The organism is Streptomyces sp. ST2-7A (genome assembly GCF_021390475.1).
In the GTDB taxonomy this organism is placed as follows: domain Bacteria; phylum Actinomycetota; class Actinomycetes; order Streptomycetales; family Streptomycetaceae; genus Streptomyces.
Genome location: NZ_JAJUWS010000001.1, coordinates 135,515 through 161,792 on the forward strand (window position 1 = coordinate 135,515; position 26,278 = coordinate 161,792).

A 26,278-nucleotide genomic window follows, 5' to 3' on the forward strand; every position below is an offset into this window, starting at 1 on the left:
CGTGAACCCCAACCCCCACGCGGTAGCGCTCGGCATCTTCGCCGCGCTGTTCCTTCTCCCCGGCGTGCTCCTCGTCCTCCGCCCGCCGACCTCCGGCGTCTTCCGGCGGAAACGACCGAGATACCTCGGCGTGGCGCTGCTATGCGTCTTCGGCGCCGGCGCCCTCAACGCCATCCCACGCCTCCTCAATCTCTCGTACGAGGCGGTTTTCGCAGCCTCCACGGCGGGAGCCGTCTCCATGCTCGTGGGCTGCCTCTTCTCCTACCTCGCCTCCCGCCCCGGCGTGCTGGACGGAAACCCGACCGGCGAAAGAGTCGGACCCTCAACCCCCTGAACCTGCTTCACCGCGACACTCCCCTTCGTTCGCCTTTCCGACCTTCACCGGGCCAGGAATCAGCGATTTACGGGACGCAACGCAAGAAGAAGATCGCACACGCTCTCGGAAATCTTTCGCCAGGGGCCCTCTTCTCCCAGGAAGGCCACGCTTGGAGCAACAGGAGAAGCTCTGTAATCCAGTACGAAGGGAAGGTCGGGGCCCAGGGTCCCGATGAATACGGTCTTCAAACGCGACATGTAACCGGACTCTACATATTCATCGGATGTGCCGAAGTAGCATCTCAGGGTTTCTTCATCGAGTTCTTCACGCCACCACTTCGTCACGCCCATCATGCCGAGGATCGAATGAAATGCGGGGCGAACAGGGGTCTCCTTGAACACCATCCCAAGCTCAGGCGAATCGGCCAGTCCCACCCATCTAAGATCCTTGATCGACTCGATCAGGCAGGCCGGAAGGGGCATACCAAAGATGTACTCATTCGACCCTACGCCCTCATTCACGCGGACCTCACCCTCACACACGTGACACAGACCTTTCTGCACACGGCCCCCGTGCGAACAATCATTGAAGCGGTAATTTTTTGCTTCACACTTCGAAGAATCCGGATCAAAGTCACCTTGCCACGGACCCACTTCAGCAATCATCCGTAACCGGGAAGCCAATCCAGTCGATGAAGAGCGACCATGTCACCTCGAACCACAAGGGCCATCACCCGGATCATGTCCGAACGGGAAGGCACTCGCAGATGACAAGGTTCGATGCTTCCATCGTCGAGGTTCTCAAGGACCAGGCTTCCATCTTGGAAAGCCGAAACGGTCCAGGAGGACTCATCATCGGTGACAGAGACATCCGGGTTCTCGTCATCAGTTGACCCATCAAGTTCTGCAAGAAGTGATGGAATGCCGACTTCAAATCCTTCTTCCATGCTTCCATCCCAGTGCGTGATCGGAGTCGACACCGCTGAATTCCTCCTTGTCACATACGAATCCAACCAAAAGCTTCCACTTCAACGGGCTGTTTACTTCCTCAATGCGCCCCGGTTTCACATAGCCCATTCCACCACACAAAGCCACCTGAAGATCCAACTCCTTCGAAAAGTCGCCATCCTTACAACTCGTCTCATTTGGTGAGGCGGTTGTAGCAGATGAGGGTGCAGGCGATGGCGGTGAAGGCGAGAAAGCGTTCCGCCTTGCGCTCGTAGCGGCGGTGCAGACGTCGGTAGCGGCCGAACCAGGCGATGGTGCGCTCGACGGTCCACCGGTGTCGACCCAACCGGGCGGAGGAATCGGTGCCCCGGCGGGCGATGCGTGGTGTGATGCCGCGCGAGCGCAGCCACCGACGCAGGTGGTCGTAGTCGTAGCCCTTGTCGGCGTGGAGTTTCGCCGGCCGCCGTCGGCGCGGGCCACGGCTCAAGCGGATCGACGGCATCCCGGTGACCAGGGGCATCAGGGCCTGGCTGTCATGGGGGTTGGCGCCGGAGACCCCGACGGACAGGGGCAGACCGGCCCGGTCGGTGATCAGGTGGATCTTCGAGCCGTACGTGCCCCGATCCACAGGATTCGGACCCGTCAGTGCCCCCTTTTCGGGGCCCGCATGTTCACCGAGTCGACCGCGCACCGCGACCAGTCCACCCCGCCCCGGGACCCGATCTCATCAAGGACCAGGCGGTGCAACTTGGCCCATACCCCGGCTTTCGTCCACTCGGTGAACCGACGGTGTGCCGTGGGCCCGGAGGGACCGAAGCCGGGCGGCAGCTGCTGCCAGGTGCATCCCGAGGTGGCCACGAACACGATCGCCGCCAAGACCTCACGATCCCCGTACCGTCGCCTCCCACCCCCCTGTGGGCGCGTCGGTGCAGGTGGAACCACCTGCTGGAACAACTCCCACAACTCATCCGGCACCATCCGCTCCACGATCGACACGACCGCAGCGTACCCTCAACAAGCCAAATGAGACGAGCTGTCAGGCTTTCATCAGGCCAATTCATGTAGTTCCTCACAAGGCTGAAGCGCTTGATGAAACCTAACGACTTCCCACTTCTTTCAAGAGTGTTGATCCGCCTCCAAGCCAAACCATCGACACCCTGAGCGACGCCCTCGGCTTGACCGATGACGACCCCGGCGACCCACCCACCGAGGCAGTCGTCCACTGACCTTGCCATCAACTAATGCCGTCACTCCACGCAGAAGCCCGCCAGAACGTATATGGCGGGGCTTCCTTTTTGCTAACGCTATGGGAACTGAATGGATCCCAACAGCGCCCGAGGCTCCGGCTACCCCAGAATTTGATCTTCATCAAACCCAAACTCGTCCTCGATACCGAGTTCGACAGCCGTATGCCATCGGACAACGTCGGGCCACGAGGGGGACGTCATCCGGCGCAGACATTCAAGGGCCTCCGGCGTGCCGATCTCCCCGAGGGAGGAGATGACCTTCTGGCAAAGCCAGTACGCCGGAGCGTCCTTGTCCACAGAACCTTCCGCCACCCTGAACAGGCAGGGGACCGCGTCCCTTTCACGGATCTCCCCAAGGATCTCCACGAGATCCTCTTTATTGAATCCCGCGGCATCCGAATCAAGGATCTCCAGAAGAGCCCCGCCTAGGCCCGGCGCCCGCAAGGGGGCGGCCAGGTTGGCGAACTTGTCGACCCTTGTCCAGTTTCCCACCTGAGCTGCTTCCCGAATCCAGGATGCGATGAGTTGAGGGACCTCGGGATGCCCGGCCGCGATGGACCTAGCATCTCGCCCCGTGCCGTCGGCGAGTGCTTCAACCAGATCAGCCTGCGATTTTCCTTCTCCACGGGACGTCACCAGCCCTCCACTCTTCCGAATCCGGCGATTCTCGAATTGAACACTCCGACCGATCCGGGCCTGAGGCCGTAGGTGTCGAAGCCGCGCTCCGACTTCAGGTGGACGGCATTTATATCCTGACCGATTTCATTCGGATTTTTACCGGCCGCGATCAATGCATCGCGGGTGCCAGGGGACATCTCGAAGCGAACCAGAACTGTGTATTTCTCGGCATTTCTGCCTCCCTTGCGGTGGGTCTGACGCCGCAGACCTTCGAGATACCCACTGTCCTGCGTAACGAAATTCTCGGTGCCCTTGACTGTGATCTCACCATTGGGGCCCAGTTGAGCAAATTCTTTCTCGCTCATCGCCCGATAGAAAGTTTCGTTGCAGTTGTGGACGAGGACGGGGGTGACCCCCGCGAGGACATGGTAGGTGTGGAGGTTGGTGGTGGTGAGGTTGTGGACGGTGGCGCCGGCCGTCCAGCGCTGGACGGCGGTGATCTGGACGTAGGTGCCGGCGCTGGTGCGCAGCCACTGACCGGCCCGCAGATCGGTGGCGTCGACCCACTCCCGCAGGTCCTCGACCCAGAACGGGTGGCCGTCGGTGGCCACGATGTTGAAGGTCTCCGAACCCTCGTCCCCGTCGGTGTCCACCGTCACGGTCACGAGTTGCTTCTCGCCCTCGCCCGTGATCTCGGCGGTGACCGTCTCGGCCCGGGTCTCCCCGGTCTCCGGATCCGTCGCCAGAACCCGATCGCCGTTCCGCACCTCCTCGATCGGCTTGGCCGACCCATCCGCCATCAGCACCAAGGCGCCGGGAACGAAGCTATTGCTGGTGCAGGAGGGTGCGGCCGTCTCGTTCGCCTTGTTGCCGGGCGGCCGCTGCTGGAAGCGTCGTTACTGCGAGAGCTCGCTACTACCGCACAGCGGGTAGGTGTGCACCATGGCGCAGGTCGGATTGATCGACCCGACCAACCTCACCCGCCCTTTCACCACGCTCCTCCGCACGGCTGGCCTCCGCCGCATCCGCCTCCACGACCTCCGCCACCCTGCTTCTGGAACAAGGCGTCGAACTTGTCGTCATCAAGGAGCTGTTGGGCCACGCCCACATTGGCGTCACCGCCGGCGTACGCCTCCGCCTCCAGCTCCAGAGCATTGACACCCTCAACGATGCGCTCGGCGCGACCAATAACGCTTCTGAAGACCCGTCGGCCACAGCAGCCATCCGCTGACGTTGTCGTCAGCGTTGCCGTCAAACCGCACTGGTGGCCCCACCGGATTATTCCGGGGGGCCACCAGATTCACCCAAGGTGAATCAATTTCGTTTCATGCGAAACAGTTCCCGCATTGCCGCTAGTTGACCTTCTAGAGATGTGACTTCGGAACAGTCTGCTGGAGCGAAGATATCCACGAGATCGTCATCAGAGAGCTCTTTTCCGGCTTGCGACAAGTAGGCCAATCGACCTTCCGTCATCTGTCTGGTCATCCCCGACGGGAAGACATTCAATCTCGCACCCTGACAGCACAGGAGCAGACCAATAGCTTCGAGATCACGGCGGGCTGATTTGAGGCATTCCAGTAAATCGACCTCTTCATAGAATCGCTCAAACTCTTCATCGGTCAATCTCACCCGAAGAGTCGAAGGCGGTGTAGAAACCTGGAGCAAAACGTTCACCTTCTCCCCGTTTGCCCTGGTTGCAGTCCGAGCCAACTCCTCCACAATTACCCCCCGCCATATTTGGGGTTCGGAACTCTAGTTCCGTCTCGAAGTCTGCAAGCAACGATGCAACTCGTATCGACTCGCCCCGGAATTGCAATCTCCCTTTCATGCGCATACGGATTCCCAGGAAATTCTTTGTTTACGTCCACTCCACCAACGCCCCGAATCTCGTAGACATTTCCGCCGCGCCTGATCGCCACAGACTCTGAAGTGGTGGTGGAAATATACCCAGAGTCCCTTGAGTATCCGGATGCGTGCTCCAGGAGATCCATATTGCCACCTCTCGGCTCAAATATCTCGTCCGGGCCGCGAGTGTCGCTTCGGTAGAGCGGACAGGTGCCACCTGAATTGTGAACCAGGACCGGGTGACCCCCGCCAGCACATAGTAAGTGTGGATGTTGGTGAGGTTGTGGACGGTGGCGCCAGCCATCCGGCGTTCGACAGCCGTGATCTGAACGTAGGTGCCGGCGCTGGTGCGCAGCCACTGACCGGCCCGCAGGTCGGTGGCGTCGACCCATTCCCGCAGGTCCTCGACCCAGAACGGGTGGCCGTCGGTGGCGACGATGTCGAAGGTCCCCGAACCCTCCTCGCCGTCGATGTCCACCGTCACGGTGACGAGTTCCTTCATACCCTCGCCGGTGATCTCGGCGGTGACCGTCTCGACCCGGGTCTCGCCGGTCTCCGGATCCGTGGCCAGGACCCGATCGCCGTTCCGCACCTCCTCGATCGGCTTGGTCGACCCATCAGCCATCAGCACCAGAGTGCCGGGCACAAAGCTGTTGACGTCTGTCGGGCAGCCCGAACCGGAGGTCTCATTCGCCTTGTTGCCCGATGAACCGCCGCTGGAGCCGCCGTTGCTGCGGGAACTTGCGCCGGTGCTGCCGCCGGGCTTGGAGGAGGCAGCGGGCTTGCTGCCCCCTCCTCCGCCGCTACTGCGGTTGCCACCGCCCCCTCCCCCGCCGCGGCTTCCGCCGCCGACGGAGGTCGTGGAGGATTTGGGGTTGGCCCTGGCCGCCGCCTGTTTCTGAACCGGATTACCGGTCTTCTTCGTAACGGTCACGGCCTTGTTGCTGGTCGTGTTGGCCTTGGCGCTGGCCTTGGCCCTCTTCGCCTGCGCGGCTCTCTTCGCCGCCGCGACGACCCTTCGCTTTGACCGATGACGGCCCCGGCGACCCACCCACTGCGGCAGTCGTCCGCTGACGTTGCCGTCACCATTGCCGTCAAACACCCGAGGAGCCCCGCCGGAGAAACTACCCGGCGGGGCTCCTGGGCTTCGCTAGAGCGTCTCTATCGGCAATTCTCCGAGAAGATTTAGAACTACCTTCTCCAGCGCACTCTGGCCGAGGCGCCTGAGAGCCGAAAGGCCACTCTCAGGAACGTCAATCAGCACACAGGAACGCGCATTCTTCCCTGATTCAAGAAACCAGAGATAGCATCTGAGCGATCTTTCCCCTAGAGCCCCACGATATCCGTTCTCCAGCATAGGCACGAAGAGATGAAGCCCGCCCCTATCCACACGGCCAGCAGAGATCAAATGATCCAACCGGGCGTTCAGGAAAGCACTCTTCGGATCATCTCGAATTTCGAGAAGTTCCGCGTATGAAGCAACCATCACTCCATACTCACCTGGACTGACCTTGGCAGGCATGCCTCTTCACCATTCCAGACTGTTCCACAGGTCATCCATGCTCTTGCCGCCTCCACCGCTGCCATCAAAGTCGTCAAACATACTCATATCTCTCCGATAGCGCTGAACTTTAACTCGCGTACCCCATCGGATTGAGCTATTCGGGTCGTCTGCTCGCCGCGCAAGTTCAGCTACTCGATGGTTCCCCTGAACCACCGTGTTTCGATCATTGAGGGTTATGTACTCCCCGTCACGCGGATTATTGATCGCGTTAAGGAAATCATCATCGGAAAGATTGCGAAGCGGCGCTAGACGCGACTCATCTGTGCCATGCGCTGGCGTCGCCATGTGCAGTTCTTGCACCGATGCCGAACAATTGTGAACCAGGACGGGGGTGACCCCCGCGAGGACATGGTAGGTGTGGAGGTTGGTGGTGGTGAGGTTGTGGACGGTGGCGCCGGCCGTCCAGCGCTGGACGGCGGTGATCTGGACGTAGGTGCCGGCGCTGGTGCGCAGCCACTGACCGGCCCGCAGATCGGTGGCGTCGACCCACTCCCGCAGGTCCTCGACCCAGAACGGGTGGCCGTCGGTGGCCACGATGTTGAAGGTCTCCGAACCCTCGTCCCCGTCGGTGTCCACCGTCACGGTCACGAGTTGCTTCTCGCCCTCGCCCGTGATCTCGGCGGTGACCGTCTCGGCCCGGGTCTCCCCGGTCTCCGGATCCGTCGCCAGAACCCGATCGCCGTTCCGCACCTCCTCGATCGGCTTGGCCGACCCATCCGCCATCAGCACCAAGGTGCCCGGCACGAAACTGTTCTTGTTACAGCCCGGATCAGCAGTCTCATTCGCCTTGTTGCCCGATGAACCGCCGCTGGAGCCGCCGTTGCTGCGGGAACTTGCGCCGGTGCTGCCGCCGGGCTTGGAGGAGGCAGCGGGCTTGCTGCCCCCTCCTCCGCCGCTACTGCGGTTGCCACCGCCCCCTCCCCCGCCGCGGCTTCCGCCGCTGACAGAAGTCGTGGAGGATTTGGGGTTGGCCCTGGCCGCCGCCTGTTTCTGAACCGGATTACCGGTCTTCTTCGTGACGGTCACGGCCTTGTTGCTGGTCGTGTTGGCCTTGGCGCTGGCCTTGGCCTTCTTCGCCTGCGCGGCTCTCTTCGCCGCCGCGACGGCTCTCCGCTTGGCCGCGAGCGCGGAGCGTTCCGCAGCCCGGGCGCGGGAGAGGATGGCGCTCGCCGCCTGCTTGGCCCGACGCCAGGCCCGCACCGCCGAGATGGCCTTGTTCACCGCCGTGGCGACCTTGCCCAGCTTGAGGACCTTGGTCCAGGGGATCGCCCCCAGGATCAGCTCACCGCAGGCCCACAGGTCACCGCCGAAGCAGCGGATCGCGTCGTTGATGCCCAGGAACTCCGACAGGATGCCCCAGGACGCCGCCAGGATGACGTCCCGCAGGCTCCTCCTGGAGTCGGCCTCCGCTTTGGAGATCTGTGCCGCGCTCAATCCGGCCGCCGCCCACGCCGCCGTCTTCTCCGCCCGGGACAGGCTGATGCTCAGGCCCGTGGGGTCGGAGTGGGTGACCGGGTTGTTGTGCGCGTAGGCGTACCCGTTGGACTGCAACGGGTCGCTCAGGTCCAGGATCGGGTCGGCGGACATGAACCGCCCGACCGCCGGATCGTAGAGCCGGGCCCCGAGCTGGATGTAGCCGGTGGAATCATCCCGGGTGGCGCCCAGGAACCCGCTGTGGCTCTGCAACCTCGCCGAGGTCTCCGCCTGCGCGCGCACCGCCCCGAAGGGGTCCTGCTTGCGCACCCGCACCTGCATCCCGGCCGTCATGGAGATCTCGGCGTACGGGCTGCCCTGATGGTCCGAGGTCAGCGCCATCAGGCTGGAGGCGCCGGTGCCGTTCGCGGAGCGCAGGACCGCCCCGCCGGTACCGGCGTAGGTGCGCTGGGTGTTGATCAACGCCCCGCCCCGGTGGACGGTCACCTCCGACTCGTCCAGGTGCAGGGTCGCCTGCCGCTCCTGGATGGTCAGCAGACGCGTACCACCCGGACCGTAGACGTACCGGGTCTCGCCCTGCGCCTCCCACAGCTGTGCCGTGGAGGAGGCGTTGCAGGCCGTCAGCACCACGGGGGTGCTGTTGGCGGTCTGGCCGCCGGAGGTGGCGGCGCACAGCCCGGAGTCGACGTGGCGGAACTGGCCGGCGGCGGTGCGCTGCCAGAGCTGGGCCGTGCCTCCGTCGCACTTCTGGATGCGGACGGCCGCGTTCGCCGCGCCGGAGACGGGTTGCAGACACCGTTCCAGGACCTTGATGGTGCCGGTGTCGGGGTCGGCGTCCGAGACGGCGGTGAAGGTGAACTTCTGTGCCGGGGTGGCGTTGCAGGCGTAGAGCTGGACGGCCTGGCCGGGGGTGGATACGCCGGAGGCGACGTCCAGGCACCTGCCGCCGGGCCCGATGTGGGCGACGGCCCCGTTGGCGCCCGGGCTCGAGACCCGCTCCACCAGGCCGTCGTGGGTCCACGACAGGGTCTGGGTGTCGCCGTGCTCGGTGACGGAGGTGGTGTTGCCGGCCTCGTCGTAGGTGCGCAGGGCGGCCAGGTCGATGGTCACCGAGCCGTCGGGGCTGGTGACGTTGGTGTCGACGCGGGTGAGGGTGTGCGGCTGGGAGCCGTCGGCCGCGCCGTAGGAGTACTCGACGACGGTGTCCCTGGCGCTGTCGCCGGCGAGGTTGTGGCGGACCAGCCCGGTGCGGTTGCCGAGGTCGTCGTAGGAGTAGCTCTGCCAGTAGCCGGAGTTGTCGGCGCCGGCGGCGACGTTGAGGGTGCCGTCGCCGTAGGAGGGCGCGGGGGCGCTCTTGCCGGTCGCGGTGCAGGACCCCTGGTTGGCGGAGGTCCACGCCTGCGTCATCCGGCCCAGCGCGTCGTGGGTGAAGCACTGGCGCTCGGCGAGCCGGCCGGCCCGTTCCCGGATGGAGGTGACGTTGCCGGCGGGGTCGTAGGTGTAGGAGCGCCAGGAGGCGAGGAAGTCGGAGACGAGTTCGGTGTCGCCGGACTGTTCGCGGTAGGTGCGGTGCTCCCGGAGGGCGCCGGTGGCCTCGTCGTGGTCGGTGGTGACCCACACCCGGTAGGGGCGGCTGCCGAGGGTGCTGCGCAGGACGTGCCCGTACGGCGAGTAGACGGTCTCGGAGGAGTACCAGTCGGTGCCGGAGGTGGACAGCGGCAGGCCGTCGGCGGTGTAGCGGATGAGGAACTTCTCGCTCGGCAGGGCGCCGATGGCGGGGAGTTGGGTGGACTTCAGCAGACCGGTGTCGGTGTAGGCGTACCGGTAGGTGTAGGAGGTCTGCAGGCCCCAGGTGTCGGCGACGGCCTTGGGGAGGGCCAGGGTGGTGGAGGTCGGCTGGTAGTCGTTGGTGTAGCCGCCGACCGACATGGTGTAGGCGAGGCCGTCGGTGTACCGGGTGGCGGTGGCGGGCAGGCCGAGGCCGCCGGGCGCGGTGTCGTAGGTGTAGGCGGCGGTCTTCTGGCCGCCGGTCGCGCCGAGGTACTCGGCGACGGGCCGGGACAGTTCGTCGTACTCGGTGCGGACGGTGACGCCGCGCGAGTCGGTGGAGGTCAGCGGCCGGTCGAGGTGGTCGTAGGTGGTGGTGGCGGTGCCGGTGTCGGGGTCGGTGGCCGAGACCAGGCGACCGCGCCTGTCGTACTCCCAGGTCCAGGTGTTGTGCTCGGTGTCGCGGCCCCGGACCAGGGCGCCGGTGCGGTCGTAGGCGAAGTCGGTGGTGATGAACTTCGTGCGGGCGCGGTCGGTGAAGGTGTCGATCCGGGTGGTGCGGCCGAGGGCGTCGCTGTAGGCGCGGTAGGAGGCGCCGCCCTCGGGGTTGATGACGGTGGCGTGGTCGGCGGCGTAGCTGTAGGAGACCGCGCGGGCGGGGTCCTCCTGGCCGCTGAAGACGGGGGTCTCGCGCAGCACCCGGCCGAGGCCGTCGTAGGTGTAGCGGGTGGCGTTGGGAACCGGCGCGTCGGGGGTGAAGAGCTTGCCGGAGGGGGTGCCCTCGGCGAAGTAGGCGTTGCGGGACTCGCGGACCTCGCCGGAGCCGTTGTAGATGGTGTCGGTGATCAGTCGGCCGCCGCCGACGGCGGGTTCCTGGCTCTGGCGTTCGCGGCCCAGGCCGTCGTAGACGGTGACGGCGGTGTGCACGGTGCCGTCGTGGCCCCGGTGGCGGGTGGTGATGTAGGGGGGTTCGCGTTCGCCGTCGTCGTCGTTGGCGTCGATGGTGTAGGAGATGCGCACGTCGGGGACGGCGCCGGAGCCGGGCGTGCGGCCGGGGGCCCAGCCCTCGACGAGGCGGCCGAGCGGGTCGTAGACGGCGGTGGAGACGTGGCCGTTGGCGTCGGTGACGCGCAGGCCGGCGCCGCGTCCGGGCTCGACGGTGGTGATCTCCCGGTGGCCGAGGGAGTTGGTCTCGGTGATCTCGTACACCTGGCCGGTGGCCGGGGTGTAGGTGATGGTGCCGCTGTTGCCGTCGGGGTCGGTGGTGCGGACCACGCGGGCGAGGGAGTCGAAGACGGCGGTGCCGTCGGGCTGGTAGCCGGAGCCGTCGGCCTTCAGGGACCAGGAGGCGGTGGGCAGGCCGCGGACGGGCGCGGCGCCGTACGCCTGGCCGTCGTAGGCCGTGCGGGCGGCCGACAGCAGGTTGGTCGTGGCGCCGAAGTCGGCGACGCCACAGGTGCCGGCGGCGGTGCGGACCTCCTTGGTGAGGCCGATGATGTGCGCCGAGGTGTTGTGCAGGTAGTCCAGCCGGGTGCAGGTGTCGTCCTCGTCGGTGCCGGTGTCGCCCGCGAACTCGATGTGGGTGGGCAGGCCGTACGTGGACTCGTACCGGGTGGAGGTGGCGACGACACGTTCGGTGCGCTTGTCGGTGCCGGTGCCGGAGGAGCGGGTGTAACTGGTCTGTTCGGCATCGGCGACCCGCCAGGCGCGCAGCGGGGTGAGGCCGTCGTCGCGGGTGCGGAGGGCGAGTTGGGTCGCCTGCGGCACGGAGACGGTGCGGGTGAGCCAGCCGGTCGTGGTGTTGTCCGTGGCGGAGGCGTAGGTGAGTTCCTCGGCGACGAGCCCGGCGAAGGGCTCGCGGTCGGGGGCGATCACGGCGCCGGTGACGTCACGGACGGTGTGGGAGTCGCCGCGTCCCCGGAAGTAGCGGGTGACGGTCTTGGTCCGCTTGGCGGCGGTGGCGTTGTCGTCGATGCCGGTCAGGACGGTGGTGGTGTCGAAGCCGGCGAAGTCGGAGTGGGTGCGGCGGGACTTCTTGGTGAACTCCTGCTGGGTGAGCTTCCAGGCCGGGGTGCCGTAGACGTACTCCGTGGTCATCGACTCGGTGCCGTCCAGCGCGGGGAGTTCCTCGACGCGCTCCACGACGTACTTGTGGAACCAGTCGATCTCCTCGGCCTCCGGGTCCGGGTGCCAGTAAACGGGGTAGCAGAGCAGGGTGTTGGCGGCCGGCTCGGGCAGGTTCCGGCCGGTGGCGCAGGCGCCCTTCGGCTCGGCGTAGTCGATGACGGTCTCGCCGCCGTACTCGTTGATGACGCGGCCGACGCGCAGGCGGTCGAAGCCGGGGCGCGGGTCGGTGCCGGAGCTGCCGCCCTTGTAGACGCGGTTGGGCATCGCGTCCTCGTTGGGCTCGAAGCGCACCGGATTGAGGGGCTCGACCCGCCCGTCCACGGCGTGGCCGAGGCGGGTGATCGACATCAGCCACAGGGAGGTGTTCGCGCCCAGGCGGGTGTGCGGGAACTCGTGCTTGAACCGGTACTCGTCGACGGCCCGCAGGGCGGTGGAGCCCTGGGTGCGCTGGGCGAGGGTGGTGACGCTCTCCAGGCGCTTGCGGGTGAAGAAGGCCGGTGAGGCGTTCCAGCAGGTCTTGCCGACGCGGCAGTGCAGGCTGGCGGGGGTGTCGTACCAGATGCGGTAGCGGCCCGGGTCCTGCGAGGCGAAGGCCTCCTCGGTGCAGGTGGCGGTGCCCTCGGTGAAGCAGCGCTCGGCGACCTTGAAGGTGACCCGGCCGACCGGGGCGGCGGGGAAGAGTGCGTCGGCGCGCAGGCCGTAGTCGATGCGCTGGAGGTAGCCGCCGCGGTGGTAGGCGACGGGGGTCTTGAAGTTGAGGTTCCGCGCGTAGTGGTTGGTCTCGCGCACCCACCACAGGGTCATGGCGTTGCCGTGGACGTCCTCGACGTGATCCAGGGACCAGCGCCAGGCCTGGTCGCAGAAGGATCCGGCGAAGTCGCCCGCCTTGTGGCAGGGTTCGCCCGCGTGGTTGCCGGCGACGGGGACGGTGAGCACGGAGTTGGTCTCCGGCTGTCCGGTGGTCCAGCCGGGGAGGCGGTTGCGGCCGAAGTGGTACTTCGTGCCGTCGGTGGTGGTGACGATCCAGTGTTCGCCGTCGGCGTCGCCGTTGGCGGTGGCGGTGTCCTTGATCAGCTCGACGCGGGAGCCGTCGCCGTTGGCGGTGGTGTAGACGACGCGGTTGGCGTTCTTGTTCTGGACGCCGTCGTCGAGGACGAGTTCGGTGGTGGAGCCGCCGAGGCTGAGGGTGGCGTTGTGCGAGCCCCAGCACATGTCGCCGGTCTTGTGCGAGGCGTTGTTGGCGCCCTGCTTCTTGGCGTCCTCCCGGCAGGAGGTGTAGGTGCGGGTGATGGAGCCGGGGTTGTAGTCCCAGCCGTCGCCGAGCCAGGAGGCCTGGTTGTTGGAGGCGCTGGTGCGGCCGTCCACGGTCTGCGAGGAGTAGCCGAGGGAGACGGTGGGGGTCAGGCCGCCGGGGCTTTCGGGGACCTCCAGCTGGTAGCCGTAGGTGAAGGCGCCGGAGGAGGAGCCGGCGGCCCAGGAACCGGCGGAGAGCAGCGGGGTGGCGGTGAAGTCGCCGGAGCCGGCGAGGCCGGAGGTGCCGGTGTCGTGGGCGGCCAGGACCCTGGCGCCACCGCCGGTGGTGGGGGTGGTGAACGCGGCGTTGACGACGCCCGCGTCGGCGGTGTCGGGTTCGGCGAGGTCGGTGTCGGAGTGGGGCTCGACCTCGTCGTCGGTCTCGGTCTCGTCCTCGTCCTCGTCCTCGGCGGGCTCCCCGTCGGTGCCGTCGGCGGGGTCGGGGTCGGGGGCGGGGGCGGGGGCCGGCCCGGGCTCGCCCTCCGGGCCGGTGCCGGTCTCCCCTTCGGGAGTGTCGGGAACGGCGGGGGCGTCCTCACCGCGCAGTTCGTGCACGGGGACGGTGGTGGTCACCCGGTAGGAGGCCCGCTCGACGAGGGGGGTGACATCGTGGAAGGGGGAGAGCGTGGCGACCCGCAGCAGGGCGGCCCGTACACCGGCGCGGACCCCGTCGGGGCCGGTGCCGGTGCCGTCGGGGCCGGTCGCCGGCGCGACGGCGGAGAAGGCGTCCCCGGCCGCCTCGGGGCCGGCCGCTTCGGCCGTGCCGCCGGGGGCGACGGCGTTGAGGGCCTCCGGGTCCCGGGAGAGGGTGGTGACCTCCTCCGGGTCGGTCGCGCAGTCGGGGTCGGTCGGGGACCGCATGACGCAGGAGGGCAGCAGGGTGAGGCCGAAGCGGTCGGCGGACTCGGGGCCGTAGAGGTCGGCGAAGTCGGTGGCGTCCACGGCCACGGCCACCTCGGCGGCGGGGTCCGCCTGCGCCGGCGGGGTCACGGCCATGAGGAGACCGGCGAGTCCCGCCTCGTGGGAGACGTCGGGGCCGGCCAGTTCCACGGTCCAGGTGCCCGCGAGCCCCGCGGCCTCCGCCTCGGTCGCGTCGGCGGGCACACCGAGGTCGATGGGGAGGGTGCCGACGGGGACGGACTCGCCGGGCGCGACGCCGGTCAGGTCGACGCCGGCGGTGCCGCCCGTCCAGGGCGTGGTGGCGGTGGGGACGTACTCCTCGGCCGGGATCTCGTCGGCCGTGGTGAGCGCGGTCTCCGCCCCGAGGTCCGGTTCGATGACCTCGCTCTCCGGGAGATCGGGGAGTTCGACCTTCGCGCGGCTCATGCCGTCGCCGGGGATGGCCCACGCCTGCGCGCTGAGCACGGTCACCGACATGACCATGCACAGGAGGAGGACGAGCGCCATGTTCAGGCGGCGCCGACCGTGTCCGTACGGGTTGCCGGCGGAAAGCCGGGCGGCCCCGTCCCACCACAGTGCTCTGTCAGCAGCACGCATCCGAGCCGCACCCATCCCCTGAGTCGAACGAAAAGACGAAATGCGTACGGGTCAGCGGACGCACGCGGCGGCACTCTTCCATCACGTTCGTGACCGGCGCGAGGGGGTTGAAAGGGTCCCGGAGAGCCCGGGTCACGTTTTGATCACCGAATGATCGACTTCTTGTGGGTCATTGATCCACTGCGGACCGTAAGGGTGGAAGGGGATGATGTATTGCCACATGAACATAAATGCGGGGGATATGAATGACTCACAACAGGGCAAAAGCGATATCGTTCCCGGCTCGCATCACGGAAAGATTGCGAAGAGGTCTCATTTCGGGGGTGGACACCACTCCGGGTGATCGTGCGATCGTGTCCCGTCCCTCGCCCCGAGGCCCCCGGCCCGGGGCCCGCCGTGCTGCCCGCACCGGCCCCGACCTCCGCCACGGGAGTAGACCGCCGTGAAAGCGCCCCGCCTCCTCCAACCCCTGACGCGCACCCGCGCCCGGTTGGCCCTGACCCTCGGACTGGTGACGGCGGCTCTCCTGGTCGGACTGTTGCCACTGCTGCCGCGCGACACCCCCGCCGGGGGACGGGCCGGTTCCGGAACCGAGGCCACCCCGGCGGACGACTCCCGCCCCGTGAACGCCGCGGTCGCCATGGCCGAGGCCCGGGAGAGCGGCGAGGAGGTGGTGGTGGAGACCGAGACCACCCCCACCACCATCACCCGGGCACTACCCGACGGGCAGTACGAGACCACGATCCACGCCCTGCCGCAGCGGGCGCCGAACGCCGACGGCGAGTGGGCCGACATCGACACCACCCTGGAGCACACCGCTGCGGGCATCTCCCCGGTCAACTCCGTCACCCCGCTGGTGTTCTCCCCCGGCAGCCGCGGCGGGGACCGCGGCTCCCGCGCCCCCCGCCGGGACCTCCTCACCGAGGAGGGTCCCGGCGGCCCGGCGGGCGACGGCACGGTCCTCGCCGAACTGACCATCGAGGGCCACACCATCTCCTACACCTGGCCCGGCACCCTGCCCGAGCCCGTCCTCGACGGTCCCCGTGCCCTCTACCCCGAGGTCGTGGATGGCGTGGACCTGCTGGTGGTCGCCCGCGAGGAGGGCGGCTTCGCCCAGCTCCTCATCGTCAAGAACCGCGACGCCGTGGCCTCCCTGGACACCAAGGACATCCGCTACGGACTCTCCTCCCCCACCGCCGTCTTCGAGCACGACCCCGTCACCGGCGGCGTCCGGGTGCTGGACGGCGAGGGCGGCGAGGAGATCACCAGCGTGCCCACGCCCTACGCCTGGGACTCAGCCGGCCGCGAACCCACCGACCCCACCGACCCGGAGGCCCCCGAGCCGCCGGAGCCGCGCACCGACACCTCGACCACCTCGGCCGTGCTCGACCTCACCGGCCTGACCGGCGTCGAACCCGGCGCCGCCCACGCGCCGATCCCCACCCTGCTCGACGGGGACGGCACCTCCCGGGCCGTGCTGCGCCTGAACGCCGACGCCACCGCCCTCTTCGAGAAGGACGCCGGCACCCTCTACCCGATCTTCCTGGACCCGACCCTGGTCGGCGGCGTGCACTCCTGGACCATCGCCTACAAGCCGCACCCCAACAGCAGCTTCTTCAACGGCACCAACTTCGGCGGCGGCACCTCCGAGGCCCGGGTGGGCTACGAGTCCCAGACCGGCGGCCTGGGCCGCTCCTTCTGGCGGATGAGGTTCGACAACTCGCTCTCCGGAGCCGTCGTCTCCTCCGCCACCTTCAAGGTGAAGAACACCCACTCCTGGTCCTGCGAGACCCGCGAGTTCCAGCTCTGGCACACCTCCGCGATCTCCTCCTCCACCACCTGGAACAAGCAACCCGACTGGCTGACCCTCCAGCAGCGCCGTTCCTTCGCCCACGGCTACTCCTCCGGCTGCCCCGACGGGTTCGTGTCCTTCAACGTCAAGGACGCGGCCCAGAAGGCCGTGAACAGCAAGTGGGCCACCGTGACTTTCGGAATGCGGGCCAGTACCGAGACCTCCACCTACACCTGGCGGAAGTTCGCGGCCTCCAGCGCCGAGATCAACGTCGTCTACAACCGCCCGCCGAACGAGCCCGTCAACGGCACGACCGCCCCCGGCGGCGCCTGTGTCCCCGGACCGGGAGCCGGTGTCACCGTCGCGAAGACCGACATCGTCATCAGCGCCCGGGGCACCGACCCCGACGGCACCGTTCCCAAGCTGCGCTTCCGCGTGTGGCGCACCGGCGACAGCGCCAACAAGCTCGTCGACCGCCTCATCACCCCCGCCTCCAACGGCCAGGGTTCGATCACCGTCCCGGCCTCACAACTGAGCGACGGCGGCTACTCGTGGGATGTCCGCTCCGAGGACTCCGTCACCAGCGGCAGCTACTCCACCTATTTCCCGCCGGGCACCGAGGCCTGTCGCTTCACCGTCGACTCCAGCGCTCCCGTCGCTCCGGTGCTGAGCGCCGTCGGCGTCGAGGACACCCCCCGGGATACGGGCATGTGGGCGCCGGAGAAGAGGTTCGGCGACACGATCGGTTTCACCATTCGCCCCGGCGGCAGGGCCGCGGACGTCTCCCACTACCGGTGGGCGTGGAACGACGTCGGCTACACGACCGTCCAGCCGAACAGCTCCGGTGTGTGGACCCAGTCGCTTCGGCCGCCCAACGCCGGCCCCGTCGCCTTCCACGTCTACGCCTACGACGCGGCCGGCAACCGCAGCGCCCGCGCCGAACTGTTCTTCTACCTGCCGCCCCGCGCCGAGGAGGACGGCCCCGGCGACCTGAACGGCGACGGCCACCCCGACCTCCTCAACATCAACGGCGCCGGGCGGCTGCACGGCTACGCGGCCGAGGCCGGTGGCGAGGTGTACTCCGGGATCCAGGCCTCGTACGACTCCGCGCGGAACCAGAGCCCCCCGGGGCACTTCTTCGACCCGCGGACCGGCGAGCACGCCCTGATCAGCAAGCACTCGGACTACTACCCGGGTGACGGCCTCACCGACCTGTTCGCCCGCACCCCCGACGGCGGTTTCTGGCTGTACCCGGGAGATGGCTACGGGAGTTTCGATGTCGACAAGCGGATCAAGATCCTGCTGCCCGACAACGCCCCCGCCCCGAACACCTGGCGACAGATCAAGGCCGTCGGGGATGTCACCGGGGACAAGAAACCGGACCTCTTCCTGCGGGCGGGCGCCGGTTTCTGGGTCCTGACCGGGTACACCGGCGCGAGCTTCCAGGAGGCCATCCCGATGTGGGGCAGTTCCTGGGACGGCCGGGAGATCGTCAACGTCGCCGACATCGACAAGGACGGCACCCCCGACCTGCTGTGGCGCAACCCGTCCAACGGGATCATGTACATCCGCCACGGCAAGCCCGGTTCGGTGGCGGGGAGCGTGGACCTCACCTCCCTGACCCTCGCCTCGGAATCGCGGAGCGGTGACGTGCAGTACGGCACCTCGTGGACGACGTCCAACGTGCCGCTGCTGGTGGGCACCCCCGACACCAACGGCGACGGCGTCCCGGACATCTGGGCCATCCGCGAGGACGGCACGCTGCGGATCTACCACCCGAGCACCACCAACACCGGCTCACCGGTGAAGACCGTCGCCACCGGCTGGGGGAACGTCAAGTCCCTCGGCTGAGCCGAAGCTTCGCCGGGCTCGGTCCACCGTCTGCGCGGTGGACCGAGCCCGGTTTTCCGTCACCCGGCAGGCCGGTGAACCGGTGTTCCCCTGATCGGCTTCACCCCACACCCCAGCCCTCTCCCCTGAGTGACAACGCGATGACAAAGGGTTTGCGCTCCCGGCGTGGGCCGACCATCCTGACCGGATGCGTCCGAAGACCGCTTACCACGACGACCTCGGCGACCTCTTCGCCGAGCACGCCGAGACCAGCCCGTACAACGCCTGGATCGACCGTCCCGCCCTGCTCGATCTCGCGGGGGACGTGAAGGAGCGCAGAGTCCTCGACGTGGGGTGCGGGGCCGGCCACCATGCCGCCGGGTTCATGGCGCGCGGCGCCGAGGTGGTGGGCGTGGACGGCAGCGCCACGCTGCTGCGGCACGCGCGGGCGCGGCTGGGCGACGGCGTGGAACTATGGCTGCACGACCTGGAACAACCCCTGGACTTCCTCGCCGACGCCTCGTTCGACGACGTGGTGTGCGCGTTGATGATCCACCACATCGACAACCGGCGCGGGCTGCTGTCCGAACTGCTCCGGGTACTGCGGCCGAGTGGGCGGCTGCTGCTCTCCACCACCCATCCGACGGCCGACTGGAGGCACTTCGGTGGCTCGTACCACTCCTCGGAGTGGGTGGATCTCGACCTGGGCGGAAGTGGGGCCTCCATCCACTACCAGCGCGCGACGCTGGAGCTCCTCCTCGGCGAACTGCTCGGCGCGGGCTTCGCCCTGGACAGGTTGGTGGAACCCCGTCCCGTGCCGGGATTCCGCGAGATCGACCGGGAGCGGTACGAGCGGTTGAGCACCGCCCCGACCTTCCTCGCCCTGCGCCTGGTGAAGCCCGGGGCCTGACACTCCCGCGAGTGGCCCACGAACGATGCATGGGCCCCACAACAGTCGCCCGGGACGGTCGGCGGGACCGAAACCCTGCCGGGTAGCCTGCCGTTCGGCCCCCCCCCTGGGCCCGCTCCGTCCCGCCCACGACACCCCGGGAGACGTTCGGCCGTGACACCGCGCACCAAGACGGCGGCCCTGGCCGCCGCGACCGCCACCGCCCTTCTCCTCACCGCCTGCGGCGGAACCGAGGGGAGCGACGACGCCCCGATCGCCGGCGCCGACCAGGGCACCGAGAGCACACCCGAACCCGAGGAGACGGACACCGGGGACGAACCGGAGGACGCCGAGAGCGACCATCCGGAGATCGAACTCCCCGACGACGTGGAACTCGTCTTCGACTGGGACACCCCCGAGGACCCCGACGAAGCAGCGGCGCTGAAAGCCCTGGAAACCTTCCTGAGCGGCACCGCCCTCGCCATAGTGGAGCAGGATCCGGAACATCCCATCTACCGGAATTACTCCTCGGATGGCGCCCAGTCCTATGCCCGAGGTCAGATCCAGGCATGGATGGACGGAGGTTGGACTCTCCACGGCACGGAGCGATACTACGAACTGGAAGTTTCCCGAACCGACAACTCGGATGAGGTTCTGGGTTTTCAGTTCTGCATCGACACCACCGGGATGCACGGAAAAGATGTTGATTCAGGCGAACCCCTGGAACCCACCGAACAAGCGGATGGCGAGGGTCTCTACCGATTCCAGTACGTCATGCGCAGCGCTCCCGGAATGGAAAACTTCTGGCAGGCACAAAACGTCGACGCGGAAACGGAGGCGGCTCAGTGCCGATAGCACGTAACGCCCCCATGCGATGGCTGCTGATCAGTGGGACGGCAGGTGCCCTCTTCGTGGCAGGAGGAGGAGTCGCTTCCGCCAGTCCGGTGGGAAAGTGGCCTCCGGCCCAGAACGACGGGCCTTCCGGTGGCATCGATGAAGGTGGTCTCTTCGCCGGTGCCGGGGGACAGGCGATCACGTGGGACGAGAGTCGGAACGGGTCAGGCAGTTCGACCGGGCCGCTGCGTTCCGCCTCACGCGACTGGACACCGCCTCCGTGCTGGTACGCGCCCACCTGGAACCCGGAGCAGTTGCGGGAACTCGCGGAGGACAGGTGGGATCCCTCCGGCCACACCGGTCACGCCGCCTCGGCCCTGGGGTGGATGTGGCGGCACTACGACGGCGGGGATCCCTACGAGGACTTCAACAGCGAGGAAGCCGGGAACGGCATGTGGTGGGGAGCGGTGGAAAACCCCAGCGAGCCGGACATCCTGGAACGCATGTCGTGCAGCAACATCCCGTTCTGGGTGGAGGCCGGCGAGACGCCGGACGTGGAGCGGGCACTCTCGCCGCTGATCCTGGCCGAGTTGGCGTACGAACGCCTCCGGGTACCCGAGACGACCATCACCCTCAGCCCCGAGCGCGAGGACCGACAGGTGGTGAACTTGCCCACCTGGATCTGGGCGGACGCCGGGGACTTCTCACCCGTGGCGGTCACCGCGAGCCTGGACGGTTGGGGCATGTGGGCCACCACCACCGCCCGTCCCGTCGCCCTGACCATCGCTCCGGGAACCGCGGACGCCGACCTCTTCCCCGGCTCCGGCCGGTGCCCGATCAACGAGGACGGCTCCATCGGCACCCCCTACGCCACCGGCCGCTCCGGGGACGACCCGCCCTGCGGGCTCGTCTACCGACGCGCCACCCACCATGTCGACTCCTACCCGCTGACCGCGAGCATCACGTGGGAGGTCTCCTGGGAGGGCTCTGGGGGCGCCGGCGACACCCTGCCCGCCGCCGTCTTCGACACCACCCGGGACATCGAGGTCATGGAAGTCCAAGCCGTCGTCCGCTGACCCCGAGGCGGGGAGAACCGGCCGAAGAAGCACGTCAAAGGCGGTCGATGGCGGTGAGCGCGATGTCGATGTCGATGTCGAAGGGGACGGACAGCTTCAGCCGGTCGTGGTGGATACCGCTGATGGCGTAGGTCACACCCGCCCGGTCCAGTTCGTAGACGTACACCACCGGGTTGCCGTCCTCGCCCCGCTCCACCCGCCAGAAGTGGCGGATGCCGGCCCGGGCGTACTTCATCGGTTTGGTCTCCCGGTCGCGGTCCTCGGATTCCGGGGACACGACCTCGACCACCAGGACCACGTCCTCGGCCCGACAGGCGGTCCGGTCCCCGTCGTCCTCACCCCCGGCCGGGGAACGGCCCACCATCAGATCGGGCACCGGCCGCTGTCGCGGGGCGAGGATCACGTCGAACTCGCGCAGTACCTCGAAGCCCGGAGGAACGGAACGCGGGAGGCCGTACTCCAGGAGACGAATGAAGTGCATGTGGTACTTGCGCTGCGGGCCCGCGAAAACGAGGCTCCCGTCAATCAGCTCCGTGTGCGGCGGGAGATCGGGGATGCGGTCGAGAGCCTCGGCGGTGAATCCGCCCGGCGGTGGGACGGCCCATGCGGGCAGCGGCTCGGGACCGTTCCTCGGAACCTCCATGAACGGGATCATGCCCCCGGGGGTCGGAGCCCCGACCGCGAAACGGCTTCGCCGCCACCCGAACGTGCGAGTGGCGGCGAACAGGGGTGACGCCGGGGTCACCCCCGGGAGGGACCGGCGGGGGTCACTCCCACTCGATGGTCCCCGGCGGCTTGCTGGTGACGTCGAGGACGACGCGGTTGACGTCGCGGACCTCGTTGGTGATCCGGGTGGAGATGCGGGCCAGCACCTCGTAGGGCAGCCGGGACCAGTCGGCGGTCATGGCGTCCTCGGAGGAGACCGGCCGCAGCACGATCGGGTGGCCGTAGGTGCGGCCGTCGCCCTGGACGCCGACGCTGCGCACATCGGCCAGCAGGACCACCGGGCACTGCCAGATGTCGCGGTCCAGGCCGGCGGCGGTCAGCTCCTCGCGGGCGATGGCGTCGGCCTCGCGCAGCAGCTCCAGGCGGTCCCGGGTGACCTCGCCGACGATGCGGATGCCCAGGCCGGGGCCGGGGAACGGCTGCCGCTGGACGATCTCCTCGGGCAGGCCGAGTTCCTGGCCGACCATCCGGACCTCGTCCTTGAACAGCTTGCGCAGCGGCTCGATGAGCTCGAACTCGAGGTCCTCGGGGAGGCCGCCGACGTTGTGGTGGGACTTGATGTTGGCGGTGCCGGTGCCGCCACCGGACTCCACGACGTCCGGGTAGAGAGTGCCCTGCACGAGGAAGGCGACGTCCTCGCCGGCGTCGTCGGCCTCGGCGACGATCTCGGCCTGGGCCTGCTCGAAGACCCGGATGAACTCGCGGCCGATGATCTTCCGCTTCCGCTCCGGGTCGGTGACCCCGGCCAGGGCGGACAGGAAACGCTCGGAGGCGTCGACGACCTTCAGCCGGGCCCCGGTGGCGGCGACGAAGTCCTTCTCGACCTGCTCGGTCTCACCCTTGCGCATGAGACCGTGGTCGACGTACACACAGGTCAGGCGGTCGCCGATGGCCTTGTTGACGAGGGCGGCGGCCACCGCGGAGTCCACCCCGCCGGAGAGTCCGCAGATCGCCCGCTTGGTGCCGACCCGCTCGCGGATCGCGGCGACCTGCTCCTCGACGATGGAGCCGGTGGTCCAGGTCGGGGCGATGCCCGCGCCCCGGTACAGGAAGTGCTCCAGGACCTGCTGGCCGTGGGTGGTGTGCATGACCTCGGGGTGGTACTGCACGCCGTACAGCCGGCGCTCGTCGTTCTCGAAGGCGGCGACGGGCACGAGGTCGGTGGAGGCGGTGACGGCGAAGCCCTCGGGGGCGGCGGAGCAGGCGTCGCCGTGGGACATCCACACCGTCTGGTCGTCCGGCGTGCCCTCGAAGAGGGTGGAGCCGGACTTGCTGACGGTCAACGGGGTGCGGCCGTACTCGCGGGCGCCGTTGTTGTCGACGGTGCCGCCGAGGGTCTCGGCCATCAGCTGGAAGCCGTAGCACATGCCGAAGACGGGGACCCCCGCCTCGAAGATGGCGCGGTCGATGCCGGGAGCCTCCTCGGCGTAGACGGAGGAGGGGCCGCCGGAGAGGATGATCGCGCTCGGACGGCGGGCCAGCATCTCGTCCACCGGCATGGTGGAGGGCACGATCTCGCTGTAGACCCGGGCCTCCCGGACCCGACGGGCGATGAGCTGGGCGTACTGGGCGCCGAAGTCGACGACCAGGACGGTGTCGGGGGCGGCGGGTGCTTCCGACGCCAGGGATTCCACGGATGCCACGGAGCTTGCCTTCCGGCGGTCGAGGGGTTCTGCCCACGAGTCTACCGGCCGGTCCGCGGCCGTCTCACGATGCGACCGGGGCGGGGACGGTCCGGCGCGGGGCCGGCATACTCGGCGACATGTTCCACCGCGCGTTCTTTTTCTTCGCCTATGGCACCGGCTCGGCCGGCTGTCGGGCGAAACGCTGCGTGCGGTAACGACCAGCGATTCTCCGGACGCCCCGGGCCGATCAGGCCCGGGGCGTCCGTCGTGTGCGGGGAGCCGGGCGGGGTCGGTGGCGGGGTGTGCGGACCGGTGAAGGAGTACACACCCATGACCGTCACGACCACCACGACCGACACCGCCATGACCGGCACCACCGCGACCGCCACGACGCCTCCCGTGACGTCCGCCTCCCCGGCCGCCACGGGTCCGTTGTCCCCTCCTCCGGCCGACTCCCCGGCCCCCGGGCCGGAACGGTCCACGACCGAGTGGACGGGGGCGCGCTCCCCGGCCGCGGCCGGGGAGATCGGTGACGCGCGCGGGGTGATCGACAACCTCGACGAACGGATCATCGGATTGATCCGGGAACGGATGGAGGTCTCCGGGCGAATCCAGCGGGCACGGATCGCCTCCGGCGGTCGGCGGGTCCACCTGACCCGCGAGATGGAGGTGCTGCGGCACTACGGGGACGCCTTCGGTCGTCCCGGCACCGACCTGGCCATGACGCTGTTGGAGCTGGGCCGGGGCCGGATCTGAGTCGGGACGCGGGGGCGCGTGAGGCGCTCCCGGGCTCCCGGCTCGTGCGACCGGGCGGGGTCGTCCGGGTGCGCCGGGGTCCGTACGGGTGTCACCCGTACGGCACGTGACCGGAGGCCCCGGGTGGTCGTTGGGCCGGGTGCTTCCGGGTCGTTGAGACGGTCGCGGTCCCTTCCGGTGTGGCGAGGGGGGCGCGTCGTGGGACCTCGCCCCGGGACGGTGGCCGGACAGCAGGGGACAGCGGACCGGTCACGAGGGGCGGTCGACCCCCGGGACGCCGGGGGTCGGCCGTTCCCGCTCTCGCGGGGCGGCGAACGCCGGCGATGACCCACCCCGGCCCTGTCGGCCGACCCGCTTCGGCCCCGGCGTCACACCCGGTCACCCGAGGGCGACCCAAAGTCGATCATGGAACAACCGGAGTACGCCCATTCGTGACCGGGGCCGTTTTTCTCCCGAACGCGGCCGTTCCGGTACTTGCCCGGGGGCCCCTGATGGCTGAGGATTCAGGGACACCCTCGGACCGCCAATGGTCCGACCACGGACGGCGGCGCCACCCCCCGGGCGTCGCCCCACCGGCACCCGTGCCGCCCTGTCGCCGGTGCCGGTCGGGCCCCGGCGCGTCGCTCTCCCCCCGGAACGCGCGTCGGGGCCTCTCTCGTTCACGGACGCGCCCCGATCGGGGCGCCCCTCGTCAAGTACGCCGCGCGGGGAGCCGATTCGAGCCGGACAGCCCGGCCCGATGATCGGATGCCGCCCCGATCTCCCGCGGCCGAGCCCGGGAGTGGCGGGCGGGGCCGATGACAACTCCTACCCTCACTGGGGGCAGCGTACGCACCCCACGAGGATCGTGATCTTTCCGTGATCACAACGCCTACAACCGATCGCGTGTTCGGCAGGTCACACTTGGCGTCACTTCGGATGCGGGAGTCCCTGAACCCGCTTTGAACAAAGGGACCTTGATGAAGCTTCGTCGCGCAATGGCGACAGCAGCGGCCACGGCCGTGATTGCCCCCGCCGCCCTCCTGGCGGCGGCCCCCGCGTACGCCACCGAGGCGCCGCAGGATGAGACCGGCAGCTCCGAGACCGGAGCGCCCGTCGAGGAGAAGACCACCGACGAGACCGTCGGTGAGGAGAAGGTCCAGCCGCTCACGGAGGAGACCGCCGACGAGGGCGACGACCACTCCGCCGACGAGGGCGAGGACCAGTCCACCGACACCCCCGACACCGTGGACGAGACCGAGGAGGACGACGCCCCCGGCGGTCAGGTCCCCGGCGGCCAGATCCCCGGCGGTGACGAGGGCGACGAGTCCGAGACCCCCGACGAGGACGAGGACGGCGACTCCGGCGAGGCGCCGGAGGACGAGTTCGCCTTCTGCACCGACCTCGACGCCGACTACGAGGACGGTCTGCTGACCGAGGTCGTGGGCCTGTCCGAGACCATCGTCGCGGGCAGCGGCTGGCACGAGTTCGCCATGCACGCCACCAACGTCAGCGACGTGGACCTTCGCGACGTGATCCTCTGGGCCGAGGTCGAGAACCTCAAGCTCTACGAGGACCTCGAGAAGGGCGAGCTGGACTTCGACAACCTCGACAAGTACTCCTGGCTGTCCGAGTACGTCAACCTGGAGTTCCGGGGCGACAACGGCTGGGAGTCCCTGGACGACGACGGCTTCGCGGCCGGCGTCTACGCCGAGCTGGACGTCCTGCCCGCCGGTAGCGACACCGTCGTGACCGACTTCCGGATCTCCATCGACAAGGACGCCCCGACCGTGGACGGTGCCGCCGTCAGCGGTGGCGCCTACATCGGTGAGGTCAACGGCCAGGAGTGCGGCTGGGAGGGCGGTTGGTACTACGCCTTCTCCATCACCGCGCCCGGTGGGAACAGCAGCGACAAGGAGGCCGAGCCCGCCGGCCCGGCCAAGCGCAGCCCGGACCTGCAGCTCGCGCAGACCGGTGCCGGCTCGGGCCTGGCGGTCTACGCCCTGACCGGTGCCGCCGCCGTCGCGATGGGCGCCGCCGCCGTCTACATGGTGCGTCGTCGCGGCGCGGGTGCCGCCGTCTGATCGGCACCTCCCGACAACACCCCGCGACACCC

General features: G+C 68.4%; 18 protein-coding genes and 3 pseudogenes. 9 read left to right on the top strand and 12 right to left on the bottom strand.

Annotated features, from left to right (window positions below):
* The first annotated feature begins 1 nt into the window (after window position 1).
* Window positions 2-334 carry a hypothetical protein gene (locus LZF96_RS00580; RefSeq protein WP_233864540.1) on the top strand — a complete coding sequence of 111 codons (333 nt, stop codon included), beginning with the start codon at window positions 2-4 and terminating at the stop codon, window positions 332-334.
* 59 nt (window positions 335-393) lie between these two features.
* On the opposite strand, the gene LZF96_RS00585 is transcribed toward LZF96_RS00580, so the two are convergent.
* The 5 genes and pseudogenes from LZF96_RS00585 to LZF96_RS27230 all read right to left on the bottom strand — a co-directional run.
* Complete coding sequence (locus LZF96_RS00585) at window positions 394-837, bottom strand: hypothetical protein (RefSeq protein WP_233864541.1); 444 nt, start codon at window positions 835-837, stop codon at window positions 394-396.
* A gap of 140 nt (window positions 838-977) precedes the next feature.
* A complete protein-coding gene (locus LZF96_RS00590; protein WP_233864542.1) occupies window positions 978-1,295 on the bottom strand; it encodes a hypothetical protein in 318 nt (105 codons plus the stop codon).
* Window positions 1,296-1,456: 161 nt separating this feature from the next.
* Window positions 1,457-2,241 (bottom strand): IS5 family transposase gene (locus tag LZF96_RS00595; protein WP_233864920.1). Its coding sequence is split into 2 segments (ribosomal slippage): window positions 1,457-1,921 and window positions 1,924-2,241, totalling 783 coding nucleotides; the frame shifts between segments, so codons are not numbered across the junction.
* A 368-nt stretch (window positions 2,242-2,609) separates the two neighbouring features.
* Window positions 2,610-3,146, bottom strand: a complete 537-nt coding sequence (locus LZF96_RS26845) for a HEAT repeat domain-containing protein (protein WP_233864543.1) — start codon at window positions 3,144-3,146, stop codon at window positions 2,610-2,612.
* Between the two features lie 365 nt (window positions 3,147-3,511).
* Window positions 3,512-3,970 (bottom strand): annotated as a pseudogene (locus LZF96_RS27230) (polymorphic toxin-type HINT domain-containing protein); the annotation flags it as partial.
* A 118-nt stretch (window positions 3,971-4,088) separates the two neighbouring features.
* Here LZF96_RS27230 and LZF96_RS00610 point away from each other — a divergent pair.
* A pseudogene (locus LZF96_RS00610) lies at window positions 4,089-4,359 on the top strand (site-specific integrase); the annotation flags it as partial.
* Window positions 4,360-4,442: 83 nt separating this feature from the next.
* Here the strand turns inward: LZF96_RS00610 and LZF96_RS00615 are convergent.
* From LZF96_RS00615 to LZF96_RS27240, 3 genes and pseudogenes are all read right to left on the bottom strand, one after another.
* On the bottom strand, window positions 4,443-4,757 hold the full coding sequence (locus tag LZF96_RS00615; protein ID WP_143618662.1) for a hypothetical protein: 315 nt from the start codon (window positions 4,755-4,757) through the stop codon (window positions 4,443-4,445).
* Window positions 4,758-4,849: 92 nt separating this feature from the next.
* Window positions 4,850-5,365: a hypothetical protein gene (locus LZF96_RS27235; RefSeq protein WP_374203056.1), complete on the bottom strand. Its 516-nt coding sequence runs from the start codon at window positions 5,363-5,365 to the stop codon at window positions 4,850-4,852.
* Window positions 5,284-5,598: pseudogene (locus LZF96_RS27240) on the bottom strand (polymorphic toxin-type HINT domain-containing protein); the annotation flags it as partial. The pseudogene LZF96_RS27240 and the gene LZF96_RS27235, both read right to left, overlap by 82 nt.
* A 70-nt stretch (window positions 5,599-5,668) precedes the next feature.
* Between LZF96_RS27240 and LZF96_RS00625 the strand changes: the two are divergent.
* Window positions 5,669-5,875, top strand: a complete 207-nt coding sequence (locus tag LZF96_RS00625; protein ID WP_233864976.1) for a hypothetical protein — start codon at window positions 5,669-5,671, stop codon at window positions 5,873-5,875.
* Window positions 5,876-6,123: 248 nt separating this feature from the next.
* Here the strand turns inward: LZF96_RS00625 and LZF96_RS00630 are convergent, their stop codons facing one another.
* Window positions 6,124-6,495 (bottom strand): hypothetical protein, encoded by a 372-nt coding sequence (locus tag LZF96_RS00630; protein ID WP_233864545.1) that lies wholly within the window; start codon window positions 6,493-6,495, stop codon window positions 6,124-6,126.
* Window positions 6,496-6,501: 6 nt separating this feature from the next.
* On the bottom strand, window positions 6,502-14,655 hold the full coding sequence (locus LZF96_RS00635; protein WP_267940263.1) for a ricin-type beta-trefoil lectin domain protein: 8,154 nt from the start codon (window positions 14,653-14,655) through the stop codon (window positions 6,502-6,504).
* A 442-nt stretch (window positions 14,656-15,097) separates the two neighbouring features.
* Between LZF96_RS00635 and LZF96_RS00645 the strand changes: the two genes are divergently transcribed.
* The 4 genes from LZF96_RS00645 to LZF96_RS00660 all read left to right on the top strand — a co-directional run bounded on the left by LZF96_RS00645 (window position 15,098) and on the right by LZF96_RS00660 (window position 21,076).
* The gene (locus LZF96_RS00645) at window positions 15,098-18,298 is read left to right on the top strand and encodes an FG-GAP-like repeat-containing protein (RefSeq protein ID WP_233864547.1); all 3,201 of its coding nucleotides are present in this window, start codon (window positions 15,098-15,100) and stop codon (window positions 18,296-18,298) included.
* A gap of 187 nt (window positions 18,299-18,485) precedes the next feature.
* Window positions 18,486-19,187, top strand: coding sequence for a class I SAM-dependent methyltransferase (locus LZF96_RS00650; RefSeq protein WP_233864549.1), 702 nt, complete (start codon window positions 18,486-18,488; stop codon window positions 19,185-19,187).
* A 153-nt stretch (window positions 19,188-19,340) separates the two neighbouring features.
* Window positions 19,341-20,021, top strand: coding sequence for a hypothetical protein (locus LZF96_RS00655; RefSeq protein ID WP_233864551.1), 681 nt, complete (start codon window positions 19,341-19,343; stop codon window positions 20,019-20,021).
* Entirely contained in the window at window positions 20,012-21,076 is a 1,065-nt protein-coding gene (locus LZF96_RS00660; protein WP_233864553.1) for a hypothetical protein, read from the top strand. The genes LZF96_RS00655 and LZF96_RS00660 overlap by 10 nt, the downstream gene beginning before the upstream one ends.
* Window positions 21,077-21,110: 34 nt before the next feature.
* Here LZF96_RS00660 and LZF96_RS00665 read toward each other — a convergent pair whose 3' ends face one another.
* Window positions 21,111-21,719: a Uma2 family endonuclease gene (locus LZF96_RS00665; protein WP_233864555.1), complete on the bottom strand. Its 609-nt coding sequence runs from the start codon at window positions 21,717-21,719 to the stop codon at window positions 21,111-21,113.
* 124 nt (window positions 21,720-21,843) lie between these two features.
* A complete protein-coding gene (guaA, locus tag LZF96_RS00670; protein WP_233864926.1) occupies window positions 21,844-23,427 on the bottom strand; it encodes a glutamine-hydrolyzing GMP synthase in 1,584 nt (527 codons plus the stop codon).
* Between the two features lie 330 nt (window positions 23,428-23,757).
* Here guaA and LZF96_RS00675 point away from each other — a divergent pair, with 330 nt between their 5' ends.
* Window positions 23,758-24,183 carry a chorismate mutase gene (locus LZF96_RS00675; protein WP_233864557.1) on the top strand — a complete coding sequence of 142 codons (426 nt, stop codon included), beginning with the start codon at window positions 23,758-23,760 and terminating at the stop codon, window positions 24,181-24,183.
* Window positions 24,184-25,160: 977 nt separating this feature from the next.
* The gene (locus LZF96_RS00680; protein WP_233864559.1) at window positions 25,161-26,246 is read left to right on the top strand and encodes a hypothetical protein; all 1,086 of its coding nucleotides are present in this window, start codon (window positions 25,161-25,163) and stop codon (window positions 26,244-26,246) included.
* Window positions 26,247-26,278: the final 32 nt, after the last annotated feature.

What these genes read in the sequence shown, in the direction of transcription:
- LZF96_RS27235 (WP_374203056.1), bottom strand. Translation starts at nt 5,365, where the DNA reads ATGGGTCGACGCCACCGACCTGCGGGCCGGTCAGTGGCTGCGCACCAG.
- LZF96_RS00675 (WP_233864557.1), top strand. Translation starts at nt 23,758, where the DNA reads ATGACCGTCACGACCACCACGACCGACACCGCCATGACCGGCACCACC.
- LZF96_RS00650 (WP_233864549.1), top strand. Translation starts at nt 18,486, where the DNA reads ATGCGTCCGAAGACCGCTTACCACGACGACCTCGGCGACCTCTTCGCC.
- LZF96_RS00630 (WP_233864545.1), bottom strand. Translation starts at nt 6,495, where the DNA reads ATGCCTGCCAAGGTCAGTCCAGGTGAGTATGGAGTGATGGTTGCTTCA.
- LZF96_RS00665 (WP_233864555.1), bottom strand. Translation starts at nt 21,719, where the DNA reads ATGGAGGTTCCGAGGAACGGTCCCGAGCCGCTGCCCGCATGGGCCGTC.
- LZF96_RS00635 (WP_267940263.1), bottom strand. Translation starts at nt 14,655, where the DNA reads ATGCGTGCTGCTGACAGAGCACTGTGGTGGGACGGGGCCGCCCGGCTT.
- LZF96_RS00680 (WP_233864559.1), top strand. Translation starts at nt 25,161, where the DNA reads ATGGCGACAGCAGCGGCCACGGCCGTGATTGCCCCCGCCGCCCTCCTG.